This is a genomic window from Hyphomicrobium sp. (assembly GCF_035687085.1).
In the GTDB taxonomy this organism is placed as follows: domain Bacteria; phylum Pseudomonadota; class Alphaproteobacteria; order Rhizobiales; family Hyphomicrobiaceae; genus Hyphomicrobium_B.
The window spans coordinates 1-18149 of record NZ_DASRYS010000020.1 but is presented as its reverse complement, the minus strand read 5'-3'; the positions used below and the strand labels follow the sequence as shown (position 1 = coordinate 18149).

The following is an 18149-nucleotide window of genomic DNA, read 5'->3' as shown; positions in this document are numbered from 1 at the left end:
CTGCGAACTTCCAGTTCCGGACGAACACAGCGAAAGCGCTCGCGGCTCAACCCAGCACGAGCGCTTTCAGCTTTTCGGCATCAATCGCTTCCACGACCCGGCCGTGCTTGCCCGTGGTCGTCTCCGCCGCCAGCATCGCATTGAGAACGGCCTCTTCGACGCCCTCCACCACCGCCAGATAGAGCGCGTCGAGATCGTCGTTGCTCACCGCCTTCAGCGCGAGCACCGGCGGCTCCGGCAACGGCCCCGGATCGTTCGCCGTCGAGAACGCCAGGAAGATATCGCCCGAGCTGTTGCCCGACGGCGTGCCGCCCCGGCCGATGCCAATGGCCGCCCGCCGCGCCAGCCGCTCGAGTTGCCCAGGCAAGAGCGGCGCATCGGTCGCGATGACCACGATGATCGACCCGCGCTCCACGGCATGAGTGCGCGGCCCGGTCAGCGCTTCGCCCACCCGCTTGCCGCAGATGGTCAGCCACGGCCGGATGCCGTGATTGGCCTGGACCAGCACGCCGACCGTATGCTCCCCCGCCCGCGGCGACACCCGCCGGGACGCCGTCCCCGTGCCGCCCTTGAACTCGTACGCGATCATCCCCGTCCCGCCGCCGACGCATCCTTCCGCAACCGGCCCAGGGGAAGCGCCCTCGATCGCGGCCAGCACGTGTGCCTCCATGACGTGAAAGCCCGAGATGTCGCTCAAGTACCCGTCATAGGTCTCCGCCGCGACGGGAAGCGCCCAGAGATCCTCCCCCAGCGCCGGAAACCGCTGCGCCATCCACTTCAGCGCCGCGTGATGCGCAAGCCCGACGGAAAACGTGTTGGTGATCGTGATAGGCCCCGTGAACCAGCCGGCGTCGCGAATCCAGTGCGCGCCCGTCATCTCGCCGTTGCCGTTCATGGAGAAAACGCCGGCCCACACCGGATGGAGCAGATCGCCCGTCGCCGGCGGCAGGATCGCGGTGACACCGGTATGGATCGCGCCGCCATTCTCGCGCAGCGTCGTGAACCCGGCCGTCACGCCCGCAACGTCGGTGATGGCATTGAGCGGCCCGGTCACGCCCGGCATCGGCAGGCCAAGCCCGCGGGCTCTCGCCCGGCCGCCCGGCGCGAACGCCGCTGGATCCAAATGACCGGTGGAATGATCTTCGTCAGCCATGAGCAAACTTTTCCTGCATCAGATCATCTTCGGTAGCATCGACGGCGGACGCCCCGCTTGACCGCGCCGGTCTCAATTTTGCCGAACCGAAGTGCAGCCTCGCGGCACTGGCGAGCGGGCGCGATCCCTCATCCCAACAGGAGCGCGAAAGTGCAGGTCATGTGGCTGAGCAGCGGGCGCTTCATTCTCTCGCTGACCATCCTCGCCGCCAGCGTCTGCCTTGCCCTCGGCATCACCATGCCGATCCTGAAGCTCACCACCTTCACCTTCTGGAGCACGGAGCATTCCCTGCTCTCGACCGTCAACGTGCTCTTGCGCGACGGCCAGACGTTCCTCGGGATGATCGTGCTCGTCTTCTCGATCCTGATGCCGGTGACGAAGCTGCTCTACCTGCTGCTCGTCTCCACCCTGCCGCCCGCCGAGATCATCCGCCACCAGGGCCGCCTGCGCGCGCTCGAATGGCTCGGCAAATGGTCGATGCACGACGTGCTCGTCCTCGCGCTGACGATCTTCTTCATCAAAAGCCAAGGCGTATACGATGCGACGAGCCTCAACGGCGTCTACTTCTTCACCGCCGCCGTCGTGCTGATGATCCTGTCCTACGCGTGGATCAGAACCGAGGGCATGGCCGCGGCCCCGCCAGCGCCGCTGGTGCCCGAACCCGACGTCGGCCAACGCCCGCGAACCCGCGCCTCCGGCTGGCGCAACTTCGCGCTGAGTTTCCTGATCATTCTCGCTACGGTCTTCTTCGCCCTCGGCCTCATCCTGCCGACGATCCGCTTCACCACCGTCTACATCTGGACCAACGAGCACTCGATCCTGACGATCATGTACGCGCTCTTCGAGAACGCGGAGTATTTCCTTTGCGCCGTCGTGTTCGCGGTGTCCGTGTTCTTCCCGTTCCTGAAGCTCTTCTATCTGCTGACGCTCATCACGGCGCACGACATGCCCGATGATTTCCGCCGCAAATCGTTTGCGACCATGGAATGGATCGGCCGCTATTCGATGACGGACGTCATGGTGCTGGCGCTGATGATCTTCTACGTCAACTCTTCCGGATACACCGAAGCTCGCGTGCTGCCCGGCGTCTATTTCTTCGCAGCTTCCGCCCTGATGACGATCCTCGCCTACGGCTGGGCCAACGCCGAGCCGCCCTCCACGCTGCCGCGCAAACGCCGCCACACCGGCGGCGGCCCCGCCATCGCCGCTAGCCCCCGCATCTCCATCGCCCGCTCCCCCCGCCGCCAATGGCGCCGGACCGCCTGAGACATTCACCTGAGACATTCATTCGTTATCTTGGAACGAACGCGCGTGGCCTAGCGCTGCCTCGCGCAATCCCGCTATATCGTTGCCGCCCGCGCGACGGGCAGATCGAACAAAGATGAGCGAAGCGAACGATGCTGAAAGTCTGGGGACGCCTGAATTCACTCAACGTCCAAAAAGTCATGTGGCTGATTGGCGAATTGGACGTCCCACACGAGCACATCGCGGCAGGCGGCGATTTCGGAAAAGTCGACACGCCAGCATTCCTGGCCATGAACCCCCACGGCCGCATTCCCGTGATCGAGGACGAGGGACACACGGTATGGGAATCTCACACCATCCTTCGCTACTTGGCCGCGCGCTACGGCAAAGGCAGCTTCTGGCCGGACGATGCCTTTGAACGCTCCAATTACGAACGCTGGATGGACTGGTCGCAAACGGCCTTACAGCCGGCCTTCCTCAACGATGTCTTCTGGGCGTTCTATCGCACGCCGGAAGCGGAAAGAGACTGGTCCATCATCAATCGCGGCATTGAGCAGTCCGCAAAATATTTGCAGCTTCTCGATCGCTGGCTGAACGGCAAGGAGTACATGCTCGGCGAGAGCTTGAGCCTCGCCGATATCACGACGGGCGCCCTTCTCTTCCGCTATTACAACATCGAAATCGAGCGGCCGGCGCGCCTTCCGAACGTCGAAGCCTGGTATGACCGCCTGAAATCCCGCCCCGCTTACCGCGCGCACGTGATGGTCCCGTTCGACGATCTTTACGGCAAACGCTGACCGAAACCTCCGCCTTCCGCGCACACTCCTTGTCATCCCGGCCGAAGCGCAGCGCAGAGCCGGGACCCAGGACTGAACCCACCCACTGTCATCCTCGGGCTCGTCCCGAGGATCCATCGAGCAGCAGAGACGGGGCCAAATGGATCCTCGGCATAAAGCCGAGGATGACATTTGTTGCTCATCGAGCGCCCTCGCCCCGCAACGTCATCCCGGCGCAGGCCGGGATACACGGCAACGGGCGGCGCACTGGGTGCACGCGGTGCGCCCGGACGTCAAAGCATCCAAAACAAAAAGGCCGCCTGCTAGGGCGGCCTTTCCAAATTGCAACGAGCGCTCAACGCGCGCGTCAGATCTTCGAAATATCCCGATCCTTCGTCTCGCGCAGGAACAGCAAGCCGATGAGGAACGTCGCGAGCGCCACGGCGATCGGATACCAGAGCCCCGCGTAGATATTCCCCGCCGACGCCACGATGGCGGTGGCAAGCAGCGGAAGCATGCCGCCGAACCACCCGTTGCCGATGTGATAGGGCAGCGACATCGACGTGTAGCGAATGTTCGTCGGGAAGAGTTCGACAAGGTACGCCGCGATCGGCCCGTACACCGCCGCAACGTAAATCAGGAACAGCGACAACACCGCGAGCGCGACCGCCCAATCGATCTTCTCAGGATCGGCCGGCACCGCCTTGTAGACCGTCTTGCCGTCCGCTTCCGTCTTCGTGAGGTTTGGATAGCCAGCGGCAATCAGCGCCTCGTTGTAGGCGTCCGCCGAGAATGGCGTCACCTCCTGCCCGTTGATCGTCAGCACCACTGGCGAGCCCGCCGCCGCTTCCGTCGTCTCGAAAGACAGGCCCTGCTTGATGATGTGATCCTTCGCCCTGTCGCATTCCGAAAACTTCGACCACGGCCCAACGAAGACGTGGAAGTTGCACTGCGCCGGATCGACGGCCAACTGAATGGTCGTCTTCTCCTGGAACGCGACGAGATCCGGGTTGACGGCCTTCGCCAGCAGCGCAAACAGCGGGAAGTACGTCAGCGCCGCGATGAGGCATCCGGCGAGAATGATTTTCAACCGGCCGATCTTGTCGCTCAGCCAGCCGAAGAACACGAAGAACGGCGTGCCGATGACGAGCGACAGCCCGACGAGCCAATAGGCGTAGAGCGGATCGACCTTCGTCGTGATCGTCAGGAAGAACAGCGCGTAGAACTGGCCCGTGTACCAGACGACGCCCTGCCCCGCCGTCGCTCCCAGCAAAGCCAGCAGCACATACTTGTTGTTCGGATAGCGCAGGAAGCTGTCCGTCAGCGGCGCCTTCGACGCCTTGCCCTCCGACTTCATCTTCATGAAGAGCGGGCTCTCGTTGAGCTTCAGGCGGATGTAGACCGAGAACGCCAGCAGGATGAGCGAGACGAGGAAAGCCACGCGCCAGCCCCACTCGGCAAACGTCTGCGCGTCGAACAGATAGAAGCGGCCGAGACCGATCACCAAGAGCGCGAGGAAGAAACCCATGGTCGCGGTCGTCTGAATCCACGACGTCGCGTATCCGCGCCCGCCCGGCCGCGCGTGCTCGGCGACGTAGGTCGCAGCGCCCCCGTATTCGCCGCCAAGCGCCAGGCCCTGCAGCAACCGCAGCGTGACGAGCAGAATGGGCGCAGCCCAGCCGATGCCCGGCACGGTCACGCCCATGATCGTCGAGTCCGAAAACGTCGGCAGCAGGCCGACCGCGAACGTCGACAAGCCCATCACCAGGATCGTGATCAGAAACGTATATTTGCGGCCGACGAGATCGCCGACGCGCCCGAATATGATCGCCCCGAACGGACGCACGAGAAAACCGGCGGCATACGTTGCGAATGCCGACAGCAGCGCCGCCGTGTCGTTGCCGGGCGGAAAGAACAGCGCCGCGAAGAACGGCGCGAGCGTGGCGTAGAGATAGAAGTCGTACCACTCGAAGACAGTGCCCAGCGAAGACGCCACGATCACGCGGCGCTCCTCGCTGCCAATTCCCTTCTTATCGTCAGCAACCTTGTCTGCTTCGGCGACAGTCATGTGTGTTTTCCCCCCGGCTGAGCAGTGTTCTTATGTGCGAAGTGTACGCACATCGACCGGCGGGAGGCGAATAACCGTTCGTCATATGAAAATGACGAACAGAGGAATGAGCGGCGGGGGCTTGCGTTGCGCAACGCAGCAAAAAGGCCGGCGACGAAGCACCGGCCTTTGCAAAAATCGAACTCGCTTCTGCGCGGGCAGCGGCTCCCCGGAGGGGAGTCGCCCGCGCCAAAACAAAAATTACCGCGAGTAGAATTCGACGACGAGGTTCGGTTCCATCTGAACCGGATACGGCACGTCGCTCAGAGCCGGCACGCGCGTCAGCGAAGCCGTCAGCTTGTTGGTGTCGATGTTGATGTAGTCGGGCACGTCGCGCTCGGCGCTCTTGATGGCTTCGAGAACGAGCGTCATCTGCTTCGCCTTCTCGCGAACTTCGACGACGTCGCCGACCTTCAGGCGATAGCTCGGAATGGTGACGCGGCGGCCGTTGACGGTCACGTGGCCGTGGCTGACGAACTGGCGCGCGGCGAAAACCGTCGGCACGAACTTGGCGCGGTAGACGAGCGCGTCGAGACGGCGCTCCAGAAGACCGATCAGGTGCTCAGAGGTCGAGCCCTTGAGGCGCGAAGCTTCGTCGTAAGCAGCGCGGAACTGGCGCTCGGAAATCGATGCGTAATAGCCTTTGAGCTTCTGCTTGGCCTTGAGCTGCTGGCCGAAGTCGGAAAGCTTGCCCGCGCGGCGCTCGCCATGCTGGCCAGGGCGGCTCTCGCGGCGGTTCAGCGGGCTCTTGGGGCTGCCCCAGATGTTCTCGCCAAGACGGCGATCAATCTTATGCTTGGCGCGAATGCGCTTCGTCATCTTCTAGCACTCCATGAGTTATGGCGCGGTCCGATTGAACCGCGGTTTTGGAGCGCCCCCTCCTCATCCCCCGAGAAAACCTCCAGGGCCGACAGGCATGGACCTTCGACAGTCCCGCCACGGGTGCGCAGAAATCAAACGCGGGCCCTGGTGGACCCGCGAATGGTGTGGTTGATACCGGCGCCGGGCGGCCGCGTCAACGGCCTATCTGCCGCTTATTTCTTATTGATCGTCGTTTCGGTCACCGAGGTCGAACCGGTCGCGACCGGCGCACCGGCCGCAGGCGGCTGAGTTGCAGCAACGCTCGGCGGCGGCGGGCTGGCCGCAACGTAGGCCGCAATCATTTCCTTAACCTTCTTGCGCTGCTCATCCGAGCAGGTCTGCGCCGAGCTCTTCTTCTCGTCGACAACGACTTCCTTGTCGCCTTCCTTCTCGACGAGCTTGATACGGCCGGTCAGCAGCATCACGGTCGTGAGGTGCAACTGGCTGATGTAGACCATGTTTTGCTGGGTCCACTTCTTCTTGGCGTCTTCCCGGCGCATCAGGGCGCGGTGGTTCAAAACCTGGTCGTCCCGCAAATCGCAGATCTGCGCGTGCGCCGATAGCCGCCCGGCCTTGATGACCTCGCGCGCCACATCGAGCGGCACTTCGACTTCCGCTTTCTTCGTCTTGTCGATCAGAATGACCGTGCCATCCGGCTTGGAGAACTGCTGCGGCGTGAGCGACCAGGCATATTCCATGAACGATCTCACCGCGTGCTCGCTGAGTTCCTGCGCGCCGGCGGGCACCGACGTGCCCATGAGCGACAGCGCTGTCACGCCCGCAAACACCACCCCCGCCCTCGTATTCATCCACATCTCCGGTTGAGCCTCTTTGACTTTCTTAATTTCGTGAATGGGAAACCCAGGCGCGGCCCTTGCAGCAGCCACGTTGTACAATGCCAGTAGCCTCTTGAGTTGGCATCGCTCGGCCCAAAACTTGGCCATATGAAGGCGCTTACTCTCCCCCTTTTCGGGCCTTCCCTTTGCCCTGTGAGAGCGTGGCAACTATACCACGAAGGGTGCGGACTTCCTGCTCTGTCGCATTAAGTCTCGTCAAGAGTGTACGTAGGTTTTGCGACACGACAGTGCGCCTGTGCGCCGGGTTGAAAAAGCCGTTGGCCTCCAGCTCGCGTTCCAAATGTTTAAACAATCCAAGGAGTTCCTCCTTGTTCGCCGGACGGTCCCGGCCCATGTAGAGCCCCTCGGTCAGAGGCTTCTCGTAGGTTGTAACCCGGCCCAGGCTTCGCCCGGCATCACCCCGCATCCACTCGTATCCCGTGAGCAGCACTGCCTGCGCCAGATTTAACGAAGCGAAACGAGAATTGACCGGGATCATGATGAGCGCGTCGGCGACCGCAACCTCGTTCGTCTCGAGCCCGTTGCGCTCGCGCCCGAAGAGCACGCCGCACCGCTCGCCTTGGCCGATGCGCTTGCGCATTTCCGCGATTGCCTGCTCCGGCGTTAGCACGGGTTTGCGCAGATCGCGCTGCCGCGCCGTCGTCGCCGCCACCCAGTTGAGATCGGCGATGCTCTCATCCAGCGTCCCATACGCCTGGGCGTCGTCGATAATGTAGTTCGCGCCCGACGCCGCGATCCGCGCCTTCTCGTTCGGCCACCCGTCGCGCGGATTGACGAGACGCAAATCGTCGAGCCCGAAATTTGCGCACGCGCGCGCCACCATGCCGATGTTGTCCGCGAGTTGTGGCTCCATCAGAATAATGGAAGGCGTCTCGCCCTCGCCGGCAACCCGCTCGCCGCGCATGTGCGCGCGCCGCAATCCATGACGCAGCTTGCGAATGACTCGCCGCGCCCAGAACCAGTAATTTTCGCCCGACCACTGCTTGGCAAGCGTCTCCAGGCACGGCGTCGTCACCGTCTCCGTGCCCTCGCCCTTGAGGCGCACGCGGCCGTCTCCGACGATCACTTCCTTCTTGCTGAGGATGAATTGATCGAGCGTCTCGATGCCTTGCGCTTCCGTGCGCCGCTTGCAGCCCGGACACGTCACGTTGTCCTCGACGCACCGGAGCGCCGCGCAATACTGCAGCACAGGCTCGAGCGTCGACCGGTCGAGCCCCGGAATGGCGAGCGCGGCCAGTCCCTGATCGATCGATGCCGAATGGCATGCGTGCACGATCTCGGCGACGGGCGTATCGCGCGGGCCCGTCACCGGCACGCCGTGTTCGGCGCGGATCTCGGGCTGCGCTGCGCTGTTCGTTATGTCGGTCTCGACGGTCAATGCGCCTCCGCGCGTATGATAACTGGCAGTAAGGGCAAGCCGTCGCCCTGGCGGCCCTTTTCTGGCGTACAATTAGGCGGGATCGTGCCCAACATCCACGCTTCTTTTCGCTCCGAACTTGAACAACACGGAGATCTGCCGCACGACTGCGGCGAACGTTCACTTCGTGGGCCGCAAGCCTGCCGTTATGGTTTAATTCTTAAGCTTCCATTCCTCTATGCGAGATCATCCCATGCAGAAAATAAAGGTTGAAGGCACCGTCGTCGAACTCGACGGCGACGAGATGACCCGCATCATCTGGAAGCTGATCAAGGACAGCCTGATCCACCCCTACGTCGACGTTAATCTCGAATACTACGACTTGAGCGTCGAGAACCGCGATAAGACGAGCGATCAGGTTACGATCGATGCCGGCAACGCCATCAAGAAGCACGGCGTCGGCGTCAAGTGCGCGACCATCACGCCCGATGAAGCGCGCGTCAAGGAATTCAACCTCAAAGAGATGTGGAAGAGTCCGAACGGCACGATCCGCAATATCTTGGGCGGCGTGATTTTCCGTGAACCGATCATCTGCAAGAACGTGCCGCGCCTCGTTCCCGGCTGGACCGAGCCGATCATCGTCGGCCGCCACGCCTTCGGCGATCAGTATAAGGCAACCGACTTCAAGTTCCCCGGCAAAGGCGTGCTGACGATCAAGTTCGTCGGCGAGGACGGCACCGTCATCGAAAAGGAGGTCTTCAAGGCCCCCGACTCCGGCGTCGCGCTTGCAATGTACAATCTCGATGAATCGATCCGCGACTTCGCCCGCGCCTCGCTGAACTACGGCCTCGCCCGCAACTATCCCGTCTATCTCTCGACGAAGAACACCATCCTCAAAGCATACGACGGCCGCTTCAAGGACATCTTCCAGGAAGTCTTTGATGCCGAATTCAAGGCGGAGTTCACCAAGCGCAAACTCACCTACGAGCATCGCCTCATCGACGACATGGTGGCGAGCGCGCTCAAGTGGTCGGGCGGCTACGTCTGGGCCTGCAAGAACTACGACGGCGATGTGCAGTCCGATACGGTGGCGCAAGGCTTCGGCTCGCTCGGACTGATGACCAGCGTGCTGATGACGCCCGACGGCAAAACGGTCGAAGCCGAAGCCGCGCACGGCACCGTCACGCGCCATTACCGCGAGCATCAGAAGGGCAAGGAAACTTCGACGAATTCCATCGCGTCGATCTTCGCCTGGACGCGCGGCCTCGCCCATCGCGCCAAGCTCGACGGCAACGAGAAGCTCGCAAACTTCTGCAAGACGCTCGAACGCGTCTGCATACAGACCGTCGAAGAAGGCTACATGACGAAAGACTTGGCTCTCCTCGTCGGCCCCGATCAGAAGTGGCTCTCGACCACGGGCTTCCTCGCCAAGGTCGACGCCAACCTCAAAGCCGCAATGGCGAAGACAGCCTAAACGGAGCCCCTTACCGGTCTTGGCCCTCGGAGCCGCGCCGTCATGAGCATCGAAGCAGATCGCATCGCTAGCCTCTATGACCGGCACGCCTCCGCCTGGGACAGCGTCAGATCGCGAGACCTGTTCGAGCGCGATTGGCTCGAACGATTTCGCGCGCTGCTGCCGCCAGCCGGATCCGTGCTCGACATCGGCTGCGGTTCGGGCGAACCCATCGCCCGCTATTTCATCGACGCCGGTCACCAGCTGACCGGCGTCGATTCTTCTCCGGCCATGATCGCGATGTGCCAAGAGCGTTTTCCAAACACAGCGTGGACCGTCGCTGACATGCGAACGCTATCGCTTGGTCAGTGCTTCGATGGCATTCTCGCCTGGGACAGCTTCTTCCATCTGCGCCACGATGATCAGCGCCGCATGTTCCCGCTCTTTGGCGCGCATGCCAACACCAATGCAGCGCTGATGTTCACCAGCGGACCGGGCCACGGCGAGGCGGTCGGCACCTTCGAAGGGGAATCGCTCTATCACGCGAGCCTCGCGCCTGAAGAATACCGCGCGCTGCTTGCGGAGAACGGGTTTGAGGTCGTTGCATTCGAAGTGGAAGATGCCGCCTGCGGTGGCCACACCATCTGGCTCGCCCGGCACAAATAGGCGCGCCGCGCGTTATCCCCTTTGCACCCAAAACGTCAGCGCAATTCCGCTCCGTTCTCATCCGGCGATGGAACGGCTGGCCGGGTGCACCGTATGAATTCTATCGAAGCCAAGGAGCAATCATGACGAGCGAAGTAGCAACTCAAGCTGCCAAATGGGACGACGCATTCAACAAGGGAGACACCGCGAGCCTCGGCGGCTTTTACGCGTCCGATGCCTTGGTCATCCCCGCAGGCGGCGCGCCCGTCAAAGGCCCCGAAGCCATCGGCAAGTTCTTCAAGGACCTTCAGTCGAACGGTTTCGCCGCTCACAAGATCGCCGTCGATAACGTCATCGAACAGGGCGACACCCTGATCGCGAGCGGCAAGTGGCAGTTGAACGGCCCCGGCGAGAACGGCGCGACGAAGCAATACGGCGGCAACTGGGTCAACGTCGTCAAACGCACCGGCAGCGGCTTCCAGATCCTGCTCCACACCTGGAACTGAGAAGCCTTCGCGCCTTCAAAAACAAAAAACGCGGCCCCCATTCGTGCGCCGCGTTTTTCTCGATTGTCATCCCGGCCGGAGCGCGAGCGGAGAGCAGGGACCCAGAACGGCCCCGAAATGTCATCGTCGGGCTTGTCCCGAGGATCCATCGAGCAGTAAGCACCCTCCCGGCGGATCGATGGGTCCCGGGTCTCCCAAGTGGGCTCGCCCGGGATGACAACCGTGAGCCCATCTCTCTCCTCCCGTCATCCCGGCGGAGGCCGGGATCCACGGCAACGGTCAGCAAACGTCTGCCCGCTGCCTGCTCCGAACCGGCAGCAACCAGTAAGACTGCTGAAGCTTGTCGTGGGTGCCGGCCTCCGCCGGCATGACGTTGATTGTGGTTGGCTCCGAGCACCACACCATCAGCCGTCGCACCTTTGTCATCCCAGCCGGAGCGCGAGCGCAGAGCCGGGACCCAGTGCGCCATCCCACCCAATGTCATCCTCGGGCTTGTCCCGGGATCCATCACGCAGCAGGCGCAATTCGAACCATGGATCCTAGGCATAAAGCCCAGGATGACACTCCGACGTACTCTGATCTTTTCCCCCGCGCCTGACTCCGCGATGCGGCGTCGGGAGGCGCACTCAAAGAAGACTTACTTCTTCTGAGAAGAAATCTGGTTATTGACCTGCGCCTGCATCTCAGCCGTCATGACGTTGAAGTCGTTCGTGAGCTTCGCGCAGGCCTCTTCGCCGCCGTCGCAAACGATCTTCATTTTGATTGTCAGCTCCTGACCTTCCTGCACCACCTTACGGCAGACGGCCGTCGGATGCGCCGGATTGCCCTTCGTCGTGAACGTGTACATCACGCTCGGGTTCTTCGGGTCGTCACTGAAGGCGACGTACTGATCACTCTTATAAACTTCCTGCAGGCCGGCCTTCGTCGAATACCGCGCGATCAGATCTTCCGCCTTGCCGGACGCATCACCGCAAAACTCTGTTGCAGCCGCCATCGTCGGACCCGCTGATGGCTGAGGCGTCGCGGGCAGTTTGACGATCGGCTCACCGGCCAGCGCCGGAAGCGCCAAGGCCACCGCTGCAACAGCAATCGGAGCGGACAATCTGAAGAAACGCATGCAGACCATGGGACGTCATCCTCGGCAGGGAATAATGTCGCGGCTATATACCGAATGTTCCCGCCGGTCATCAATGAATTGCCGGAACGGTGGTGCCGCTCCCGGCCGCGCACGCGATTTGCGCCCTACACACACGCGCGCGAACGGACGGGATTGCCCCCGTCCGCCACGAGCCCGCATGCATTTTCTTTACCTGAGATCGCCTGCGGACAATCAGCTCGCGAGGCGCGCTTCGATCGCCTTCAACGCATCCCCGGCTTTCGCGCCATCGGGCCCGCCCGCCTGCGCCATGTCGGGACGCCCGCCGCCGCCCTTGCCGCCGAGCGCTTCCGCACCGGCCTTGACGAGATCGACCGCGCTCCACGTCTTGACGAGATCGTCGGTGACGCCGACCGCAAGACCCGCCTTGCCGTCCTCGGTGACGCCGACGACCGCGACGATACCCGAGCCGACCTGCTTCTTGCCGTCGTCGATGAGACCGCGCAGATCTTTGGGATTGAGCCCCTGAACGGTCCGCGCCAGCAGCTTCACGTTGCCGACGCTGCGCACGGCATCGCCGTTGGCCTTGGCGTCCGCACCCGCGCCGCCGCCGAGCGCGATCTGCCGCTTGGCATCGGCGAGCTGCTTCTCGAGCGTCTTGCGTTCTTCAACGAGGCTCTTCAGCCGTTCGATCAGATCGTCAGGCCGCGTCTTCAAAATGCTCGCGGCTTCCTTCACGCGCGCATCCTGCTCTTCGAGATAGGCGCGCGCACCTTCGCCGGTCAGCGCCTCGAGACGGCGGACACCGGCCGCGGTTCCGCTTTCGCCCACGAGACGGATGAGACCGATATCGCCCGTGCGCGACACGTGCGTGCCGCCGCAAAGCTCGACCGACCATGCCTTGTTGGCGCCGGGCCGGGTCGAGCCCATCGACACGACGCGAACTTCCTCGCCGTACTTCTCACCGAAAAGCGCCATCGCGCCCGTCGCGCGCGCATCATCGATGTTCATCAGTCGCGTGACGACCGGCGTATTCTCGAGAAGCACGGCATTCGCCATATCCTCGACCGCCTTCAGCTCTTCCGCCGACATCGGCTTCGTGTGCGAGAAGTCGAAGCGCAGACGATCGGGAGAGACGAGCGAGCCCTTCTGCGCCACGTGCGTGCCGAGCACCTGCCGCAACGCTTCATGCAGAAGATGCGTCGCCGAATGGTTGGCGCGCGTCGCCGACCGGCGCGCATGATCGACTTCAAGCTCGACCGCATCGCCCGTCTTGAAGCTGCCCGCCTCGACCTTGCCGAAATGCACGAAGAGATCGCCGAGCTTCTTCTGCGTGTCGGTCACGCGGAAGAGCGCGCCCTTCGGACCCTTGATGACGCCCTGATCGCCGACCTGGCCGCCGCTCTCGCCATAGAACGGGGTCTGGCTGGCGATGATCGCGCCTTCTTCGCCGGCTTTCAGTTCATTCGACTCCTGGCCGCCCGACACGAGCGCGGTGACGATGCCCTCCGCCGTCTCGGTGTCGTAGCCCAGGAATTCCGTGGCGCCGGTCTTGTCCTTGATCTCGAACCAGAGGCCTTCCGTCGCCGCCTCGCCCGAACCTTTCCAGGCAGCGCGTGCGGCATCCTTCTGCTTTTTCATCGCCTCGTCGAAGGCAGCCGTATCCACGGTGATGCCACGCGGACGCAGCGCATCCTCGGTGAGATCGAGCGGGAAACCGTAGGTGTCGTAGAGCTTGAAGGCGACGTCGCCGGGGAACACCGCGCCCTTCTGGAGATTGCCCGAACTTTCACCCAAGAGCTTCAAGCCGTTGTCGAGTGTGCGCTTGAACTTCGTCTCCTCGAGCTTCAGCGTCTCGGTGATGAGCGGCTGCGCGCGCGCGAGTTCGGGATAAGCGTCGCCCATCTCGCGCACGAGCGCGGGGACGAGATGGTACATCAGCGGCTCGGAACAGCCCATCTGGTGCGCGTACCGCATGGCGCGGCGCATGATGCGGCGAAGCACGTAGCCACGGCCCTCGTTCGACGGCAGCACGCCGTCGGCGATCAGGAAGCTCGTCGAGCGCAGATGATCTGCAATGACGCGGCGAGCGACGTGCAGGAATTCGGGTGCCGCTTCGCCATCCTTCGCACCGGCCTTCCCGGCTTCCTGGCGAATGGCCTGGATGAGGTTCTGGAAGAGATCGATGTCGTAGTTGTCGTGCTTGCCCTGCAGCACCGCTGCGATGCGCTCGAGCCCCATGCCGGTGTCGATCGAGGGCCGCGGAAGATCGACCCGATTGCCGGGCGCAATCTGCTCAAACTGCATGAACACGAGATTCCAGATCTCGATGAAGCGATCCCCGTCGGCATCGGCAGAACCCGGAGGACCACCCGGGATCTTGTCGCCGTGATCGAAGAAGATTTCCGAGCAAGGCCCGCACGGGCCCGTATCGCCCATCTGCCAGAAGTTATCGCTCGTCGGAATGCGAATGATTTTGCTGTCCGGGAAGCCGGAGATCTTCTTCCAGATCCCGTAGGCTTCGTCATCGGTGTGATAGATCGTGACGAGCAACCGCTTCTTGTCGAGGCCGAAGTCCTTCGTCAGCAAATTCCACGCAAGCTCGATCGCGCGCTCCTTGAAGTAGTCGCCGAACGAGAAGTTGCCGAGCATCTCGAAGAAGGTGTGATGGCGCGCCGTGTAGCCGACGTTGTCGAGGTCGTTGTGCTTGCCGCCTGCCCGCACGCACTTTTGCGACGTGGTCGCCCGCGGAATGGATCGCGTCTCCTGGCCCGTGAAGACGTTTTTGAACTGCACCATGCCCGCGTTGGTGAACATCAGCGTCGGGTCGTTGCGCGGCACGAGCGGCGACGACGGCACGATCTCGTGGCCGTTCTTTCCAAAGAAGTCGAGAAACGAAGCGCGGATTTCGCTGACGCCGGCCATGTGGTGCTTTCGAGCCTGATATTGAGAGAGAAATGCCCCGAGAGCGCGCCTCGGAACGGCTTAAGGCCGCCGTTGTAGCGGCGGCCTCTATTCGTGTCCAGAAACGGCGCATGCGCCCCGCCCGCGCACGGCGGGCACGCGCCCGGCGGCCGGCTCGACGGAGGAGAGTCGCCGGGCGCCAACAAAAAACGGCCCGGACCGTCGTCACCGTTGCGCGCCGCGCGCTCCGATTCCCCTCCCCTTCACGGGGAGGGGCTAGGGGTGGGGTGACCGCAGCTTGCGGACGCCGCATGACGACCGCTCCCGCGCCGGGCGGCCGGCTCCCCGCAGGGGAGTCGCCCGGCGCAACCTAAAACTGGTCGCCGGGCGCAATCAAAAAAACCTTACCGCTTCGCCTTTGCGACCTTCTTGTCGTCGGGCAGCACGCCGTCCTCGTCGGGCTCCTCGCCGTCATCCTCGCCCGCTTCCGGATTGGCGAGCATCTTCTCGACGATGAGACCGGCGTTGGCGCGGATCGCCCGCTCCAGATCGGCTGCCGCCCGCGGGTTCTCCCGCAGCCACGTCTTCGCGTTCTCGCGGCCCTGACCGATGCGGTCGCCGTTATAGGAGAGCCACGCGCCCGACTTCTCGACGAGACCGGCCTTGACGCCAAGGTCGATCAACTCGCCGACCTTCGAGATGCCTTCGCCGTACATGATGTCGAATTCGACCTGCTTGAAGGGCGGCGCGACCTTGTTCTTCACGACCTTGACGCGCGTCTGGTTGCCGACCGTCTCTTCGCGCTCCTTGATCTGCCCGATGCGGCGGATGTCGAGGCGAACCGAGGCGTAGAACTTCAGCGCGTTGCCGCCTGTCGTTGTCTCCGGATTGCCGAACATCACGCCGATCTTCATGCGGATCTGGTTGATGAAGATCACCATCGTGTTCGCTTTGGAGATCGAACCCGTCAGCTTGCGCAGCGCCTGGCTCATCAAGCGCGCCTGCAGGCCCGGCAGGCTGTCGCCCATCTCGCCCTCAAGCTCGGCCTTAGGCGTGAGCGCCGCAACCGAATCGACCACGAGCACGTCGACCGCGCCCGAGCGCACGAGCGTGTCGGCAATTTCCAACGCCTGTTCACCCGTGTCAGGCTGCGAGATCAGAAGGTCTTCGACCTTGACGCCAAGCTTCTTCGCATAGCCCGGATCAATGGCGTGCTCCGCGTCCACGAATGCGCAGATGCCGCCCTTCTTCTGGGCTTCCGCCACGACCTGCAGCGCCAGCGTCGTCTTGCCAGACGACTCAGGGCCATAGACTTCGATGATGCGTCCCTTCGGCAATCCTCCGATGCCGAGCGCGATGTCGAGGCCGAGCGAGCCCGTAGAGATCGCCTCTATGTCGAGCTTCTCGTTGGCGCCGAGCCGCATGATCGACCCCTTGCCAAAGGTCTTGTCGATCTGGGCGAGTGCCTGCTCCAGCGCCTGCTTCTTGTCCATTTTGCCCCCTTCGAGCACAGTCCAATCCGGCCGTTCCATCGTGTCACCCTCAATCCCTATGGCAAGCGCCCAACGCCATCAATTAGGATCGATGTACTTGATTTGTTCCGAATCTGTCAATCACGTTTTGTTCTCGCCCCGCGCGATTGCGGAGCCTGAATTCACTTAGCCCTACAGCTGTAACCGGCGAAACAGCGCCACTTGTCGCCACGCTGCATTCTCTGTGCATGTTCATGCCAGGGAGGCTCCCGTGCTCAAGATCACCGCCACCGTTCTCGCCGCTCTCGTCACCGTCTCAGCCTTCGTCTCGAGCGCCGAAGCGCGCATGGGAGGCGGTGGCCACTTCGCCATGTTCGTCCTCCGCGCCGGGGCCCACGCCGCGCAACAGAATGCTTGGGAGCAGCAGCGCCGCCGCAGCTACGAGGCCGCCTGCGAGCGCCGCCGCCGCATGGAAGCAGCACGCCAAGCCGCAGCGGCAGCCGCCGCAAGACGCGCCCGCCTGGCGGAGATGCAAAAGCTGAAAGCTCAGAAGATTGCGGCGGCGAAGGCCGCAGCCGCCAAGGCAGCAGCACAAGAGACGGCTTCGGTTTCTGCCCAGACGACGACCGTCGCCAAGAAGACCGACCGCCTGCCGCAGACGGCCAGCGAATCGGCGGATGAGACGCCGTCCCCCGCGGACGCGGCGATCACCACGGCCGCAGCCACCGAACCAGCAAGCAACACCTGCCGCAAATACTCAGCCGCCGCCGACGCGCTCGTCGACACGCCCTGCGAATGACGTGGCGAACACGAACTCCTGGCACAATCGTAAAGCGCGCCATAACTGCAACTTATGGCGCGTCCACCTGCGCCCTGGGTTATCTCCATGACCGCGTCTAGAAACGGCGCCTCAAAAGATGATCCAAGGAAGGTGAATACGAATGAGCAACCCCACGTCTACGACCCGCTCCGGACGTTTCGGCATTCGCGTCGGCGAAGCCCTCGTGGCAGGCGGCCCGCCAGGAACGGCAGCCGAGCCGGAAGTCGCGATCGGTGAGATGGACGGTCCGTTCGGCACCGCGTTTGCGACGCTCCTCGGCGATCAGGTCAAAGGCCATACGCGCGTGCTGTCGCTGCTGAACACCGACGTCATGGTGCGCCCGCCCACAATCTGCGTCAGCAAGGTGACGGTCGACAACGAGCGCTATACCAGCATCCTCATGGGCACCGTGCAGTACGCGACCTCGATGGGCGTGCTCGATGCGGTCCGCGCCGGCGACCTGCCCAAGGACAAGGTCGATGAGCTCGGCATCATCGTCTCGGTCTGGCTGCACCCGTCGGTCGCCACGATCGACAACCTCGACCACAAGGCGCTGTTCGACATTCATCGCAAGGCGACCGCACTCGCCATTCACAAGGCGATGAACTACCAGCCCTCGATCGATTGGCTCCTCGAGAACCAGGACAAGATCATCCACAAGTACTTCGAGCGCGGCCTCAAGGGCGAGATCTAAATACACCCTGCGCGCCCGGCGGCCGGCTCCCCGCAAGGGGAGTCGCCGGGCGCAATCAACAATCGTCATCCTCGGCCGAGCGCGGTGAAACCGCGTCGATGGCCGGGGATCCAGCGCCAAGCCAGTCGAAGACGCTCTATTGGGCCTGCGGCGCTTCTTACGCTGGATTCCCGAACGACTTCGCCTTGCTCAGCCGTTCGAGA

15 protein-coding genes are annotated in these 18149 nt (G+C 63.1%); 7 read left to right on the top strand and 8 right to left on the bottom strand.

Annotated features, from left to right (window positions below):
• Positions 1-46 precede the first annotated feature (46 nt).
• Positions 47-1153, bottom strand: coding sequence for a P1 family peptidase (locus tag VFG26_RS16390; protein ID WP_325027105.1), 1107 nt, complete (start codon positions 1151-1153; stop codon positions 47-49).
• Positions 1154-1312: 159 nt separating this feature from the next.
• On the opposite strand from VFG26_RS16390, the gene VFG26_RS16385 reads away from it, so the two are divergent.
• Together VFG26_RS16385 and VFG26_RS16380 are read left to right on the top strand one after the other, a co-directional pair.
• Positions 1313-2419 carry a paraquat-inducible protein A gene (locus VFG26_RS16385; protein WP_325027198.1) on the top strand — a complete coding sequence of 369 codons (1107 nt, stop codon included), beginning with the start codon at positions 1313-1315 and terminating at the stop codon, positions 2417-2419.
• Between the two features lie 131 nt (positions 2420-2550).
• The gene (locus VFG26_RS16380; RefSeq protein ID WP_325027104.1) at positions 2551-3195 is read left to right on the top strand and encodes a glutathione S-transferase; all 645 of its coding nucleotides are present in this window, start codon (positions 2551-2553) and stop codon (positions 3193-3195) included.
• A 346-nt stretch (positions 3196-3541) separates the two neighbouring features.
• Here VFG26_RS16380 and VFG26_RS16375 read toward each other — a convergent pair whose 3' ends face one another.
• The 4 genes from VFG26_RS16375 to VFG26_RS16360 form a co-directional block, all read right to left on the bottom strand.
• A complete protein-coding gene (locus VFG26_RS16375) occupies positions 3542-5242 on the bottom strand; it encodes an MFS transporter (RefSeq protein ID WP_325027103.1) in 1701 nt (566 codons plus the stop codon).
• Between the two features lie 240 nt (positions 5243-5482).
• The gene (rpsD, locus tag VFG26_RS16370) at positions 5483-6100 is read right to left on the bottom strand and encodes a 30S ribosomal protein S4 (protein ID WP_325027102.1); all 618 of its coding nucleotides are present in this window, start codon (positions 6098-6100) and stop codon (positions 5483-5485) included.
• A gap of 215 nt (positions 6101-6315) precedes the next feature.
• The gene (locus VFG26_RS16365; RefSeq protein WP_325027101.1) at positions 6316-6951 is read right to left on the bottom strand and encodes a hypothetical protein; all 636 of its coding nucleotides are present in this window, start codon (positions 6949-6951) and stop codon (positions 6316-6318) included.
• 145 nt (positions 6952-7096) lie between these two features.
• Complete coding sequence (locus VFG26_RS16360; protein ID WP_325027100.1) at positions 7097-8377, bottom strand: RNA methyltransferase; 1281 nt, start codon at positions 8375-8377, stop codon at positions 7097-7099.
• 232 nt (positions 8378-8609) lie between these two features.
• On the opposite strand from VFG26_RS16360, the gene VFG26_RS16355 reads away from it, so the two are divergent.
• The 3 genes from VFG26_RS16355 to VFG26_RS16345 all read left to right on the top strand — a co-directional run bounded on the left by VFG26_RS16355 (position 8610) and on the right by VFG26_RS16345 (position 10960).
• Positions 8610-9830 (top strand): NADP-dependent isocitrate dehydrogenase, encoded by a 1221-nt coding sequence (locus tag VFG26_RS16355; protein ID WP_325027099.1) that lies wholly within the window; start codon positions 8610-8612, stop codon positions 9828-9830.
• Between the two features lie 42 nt (positions 9831-9872).
• The gene (locus VFG26_RS16350; RefSeq protein ID WP_325027098.1) at positions 9873-10475 is read left to right on the top strand and encodes a class I SAM-dependent DNA methyltransferase; all 603 of its coding nucleotides are present in this window, start codon (positions 9873-9875) and stop codon (positions 10473-10475) included.
• 122 nt (positions 10476-10597) lie between these two features.
• Complete coding sequence (locus tag VFG26_RS16345) at positions 10598-10960, top strand: YybH family protein (RefSeq protein ID WP_325027097.1); 363 nt, start codon at positions 10598-10600, stop codon at positions 10958-10960.
• A 637-nt stretch (positions 10961-11597) separates the two neighbouring features.
• Here the strand turns inward: VFG26_RS16345 and VFG26_RS16340 are convergent.
• The 3 genes from VFG26_RS16340 to recA form a co-directional block, all read right to left on the bottom strand.
• Complete coding sequence (locus tag VFG26_RS16340) at positions 11598-12086, bottom strand: hypothetical protein (protein WP_325027096.1); 489 nt, start codon at positions 12084-12086, stop codon at positions 11598-11600.
• A 204-nt stretch (positions 12087-12290) separates the two neighbouring features.
• On the bottom strand, positions 12291-14981 hold the full coding sequence (gene alaS / locus VFG26_RS16335; RefSeq protein ID WP_325027095.1) for an alanine--tRNA ligase: 2691 nt from the start codon (positions 14979-14981) through the stop codon (positions 12291-12293).
• 383 nt (positions 14982-15364) lie between these two features.
• A complete protein-coding gene (gene recA / locus VFG26_RS16330; RefSeq protein ID WP_325027094.1) occupies positions 15365-16492 on the bottom strand; it encodes a recombinase RecA in 1128 nt (375 codons plus the stop codon).
• Between the two features lie 211 nt (positions 16493-16703).
• On the opposite strand from recA, the gene VFG26_RS16325 reads away from it, so the two are divergent.
• A complete protein-coding gene (locus tag VFG26_RS16325) occupies positions 16704-17231 on the top strand; it encodes a hypothetical protein (protein ID WP_325027093.1) in 528 nt (175 codons plus the stop codon).
• Between the two features lie 142 nt (positions 17232-17373).
• A complete protein-coding gene (gene fae, locus VFG26_RS16320) occupies positions 17374-17946 on the top strand; it encodes a formaldehyde-activating enzyme (protein WP_325027092.1) in 573 nt (190 codons plus the stop codon).
• The last annotated feature ends 203 nt before the right edge of the window (positions 17947-18149 follow it).

What these genes read in the sequence shown, in the direction of transcription:
- VFG26_RS16345 (WP_325027097.1), top strand. Translation starts at nt 10,598, where the DNA reads ATGACGAGCGAAGTAGCAACTCAAGCTGCCAAATGGGACGACGCATTC.
- VFG26_RS16385 (WP_325027198.1), top strand. Translation starts at nt 1,313, where the DNA reads ATGTGGCTGAGCAGCGGGCGCTTCATTCTCTCGCTGACCATCCTCGCC.
- recA (WP_325027094.1), bottom strand. Translation starts at nt 16,492, where the DNA reads ATGGAACGGCCGGATTGGACTGTGCTCGAAGGGGGCAAAATGGACAAG.
- VFG26_RS16365 (WP_325027101.1), bottom strand. Translation starts at nt 6,951, where the DNA reads ATGAATACGAGGGCGGGGGTGGTGTTTGCGGGCGTGACAGCGCTGTCG.
- VFG26_RS16350 (WP_325027098.1), top strand. Translation starts at nt 9,873, where the DNA reads ATGAGCATCGAAGCAGATCGCATCGCTAGCCTCTATGACCGGCACGCC.
- VFG26_RS16390 (WP_325027105.1), bottom strand. Translation starts at nt 1,153, where the DNA reads ATGGCTGACGAAGATCATTCCACCGGTCATTTGGATCCAGCGGCGTTC.
- alaS (WP_325027095.1), bottom strand. Translation starts at nt 14,981, where the DNA reads ATGGCCGGCGTCAGCGAAATCCGCGCTTCGTTTCTCGACTTCTTTGGA.
- VFG26_RS16380 (WP_325027104.1), top strand. Translation starts at nt 2,551, where the DNA reads ATGCTGAAAGTCTGGGGACGCCTGAATTCACTCAACGTCCAAAAAGTC.
- rpsD (WP_325027102.1), bottom strand. Translation starts at nt 6,100, where the DNA reads ATGACGAAGCGCATTCGCGCCAAGCATAAGATTGATCGCCGTCTTGGC.
- VFG26_RS16355 (WP_325027099.1), top strand. Translation starts at nt 8,610, where the DNA reads ATGCAGAAAATAAAGGTTGAAGGCACCGTCGTCGAACTCGACGGCGAC.
- fae (WP_325027092.1), top strand. Translation starts at nt 17,374, where the DNA reads ATGAGCAACCCCACGTCTACGACCCGCTCCGGACGTTTCGGCATTCGC.
- VFG26_RS16375 (WP_325027103.1), bottom strand. Translation starts at nt 5,242, where the DNA reads ATGACTGTCGCCGAAGCAGACAAGGTTGCTGACGATAAGAAGGGAATT.
- VFG26_RS16340 (WP_325027096.1), bottom strand. Translation starts at nt 12,086, where the DNA reads ATGGTCTGCATGCGTTTCTTCAGATTGTCCGCTCCGATTGCTGTTGCA.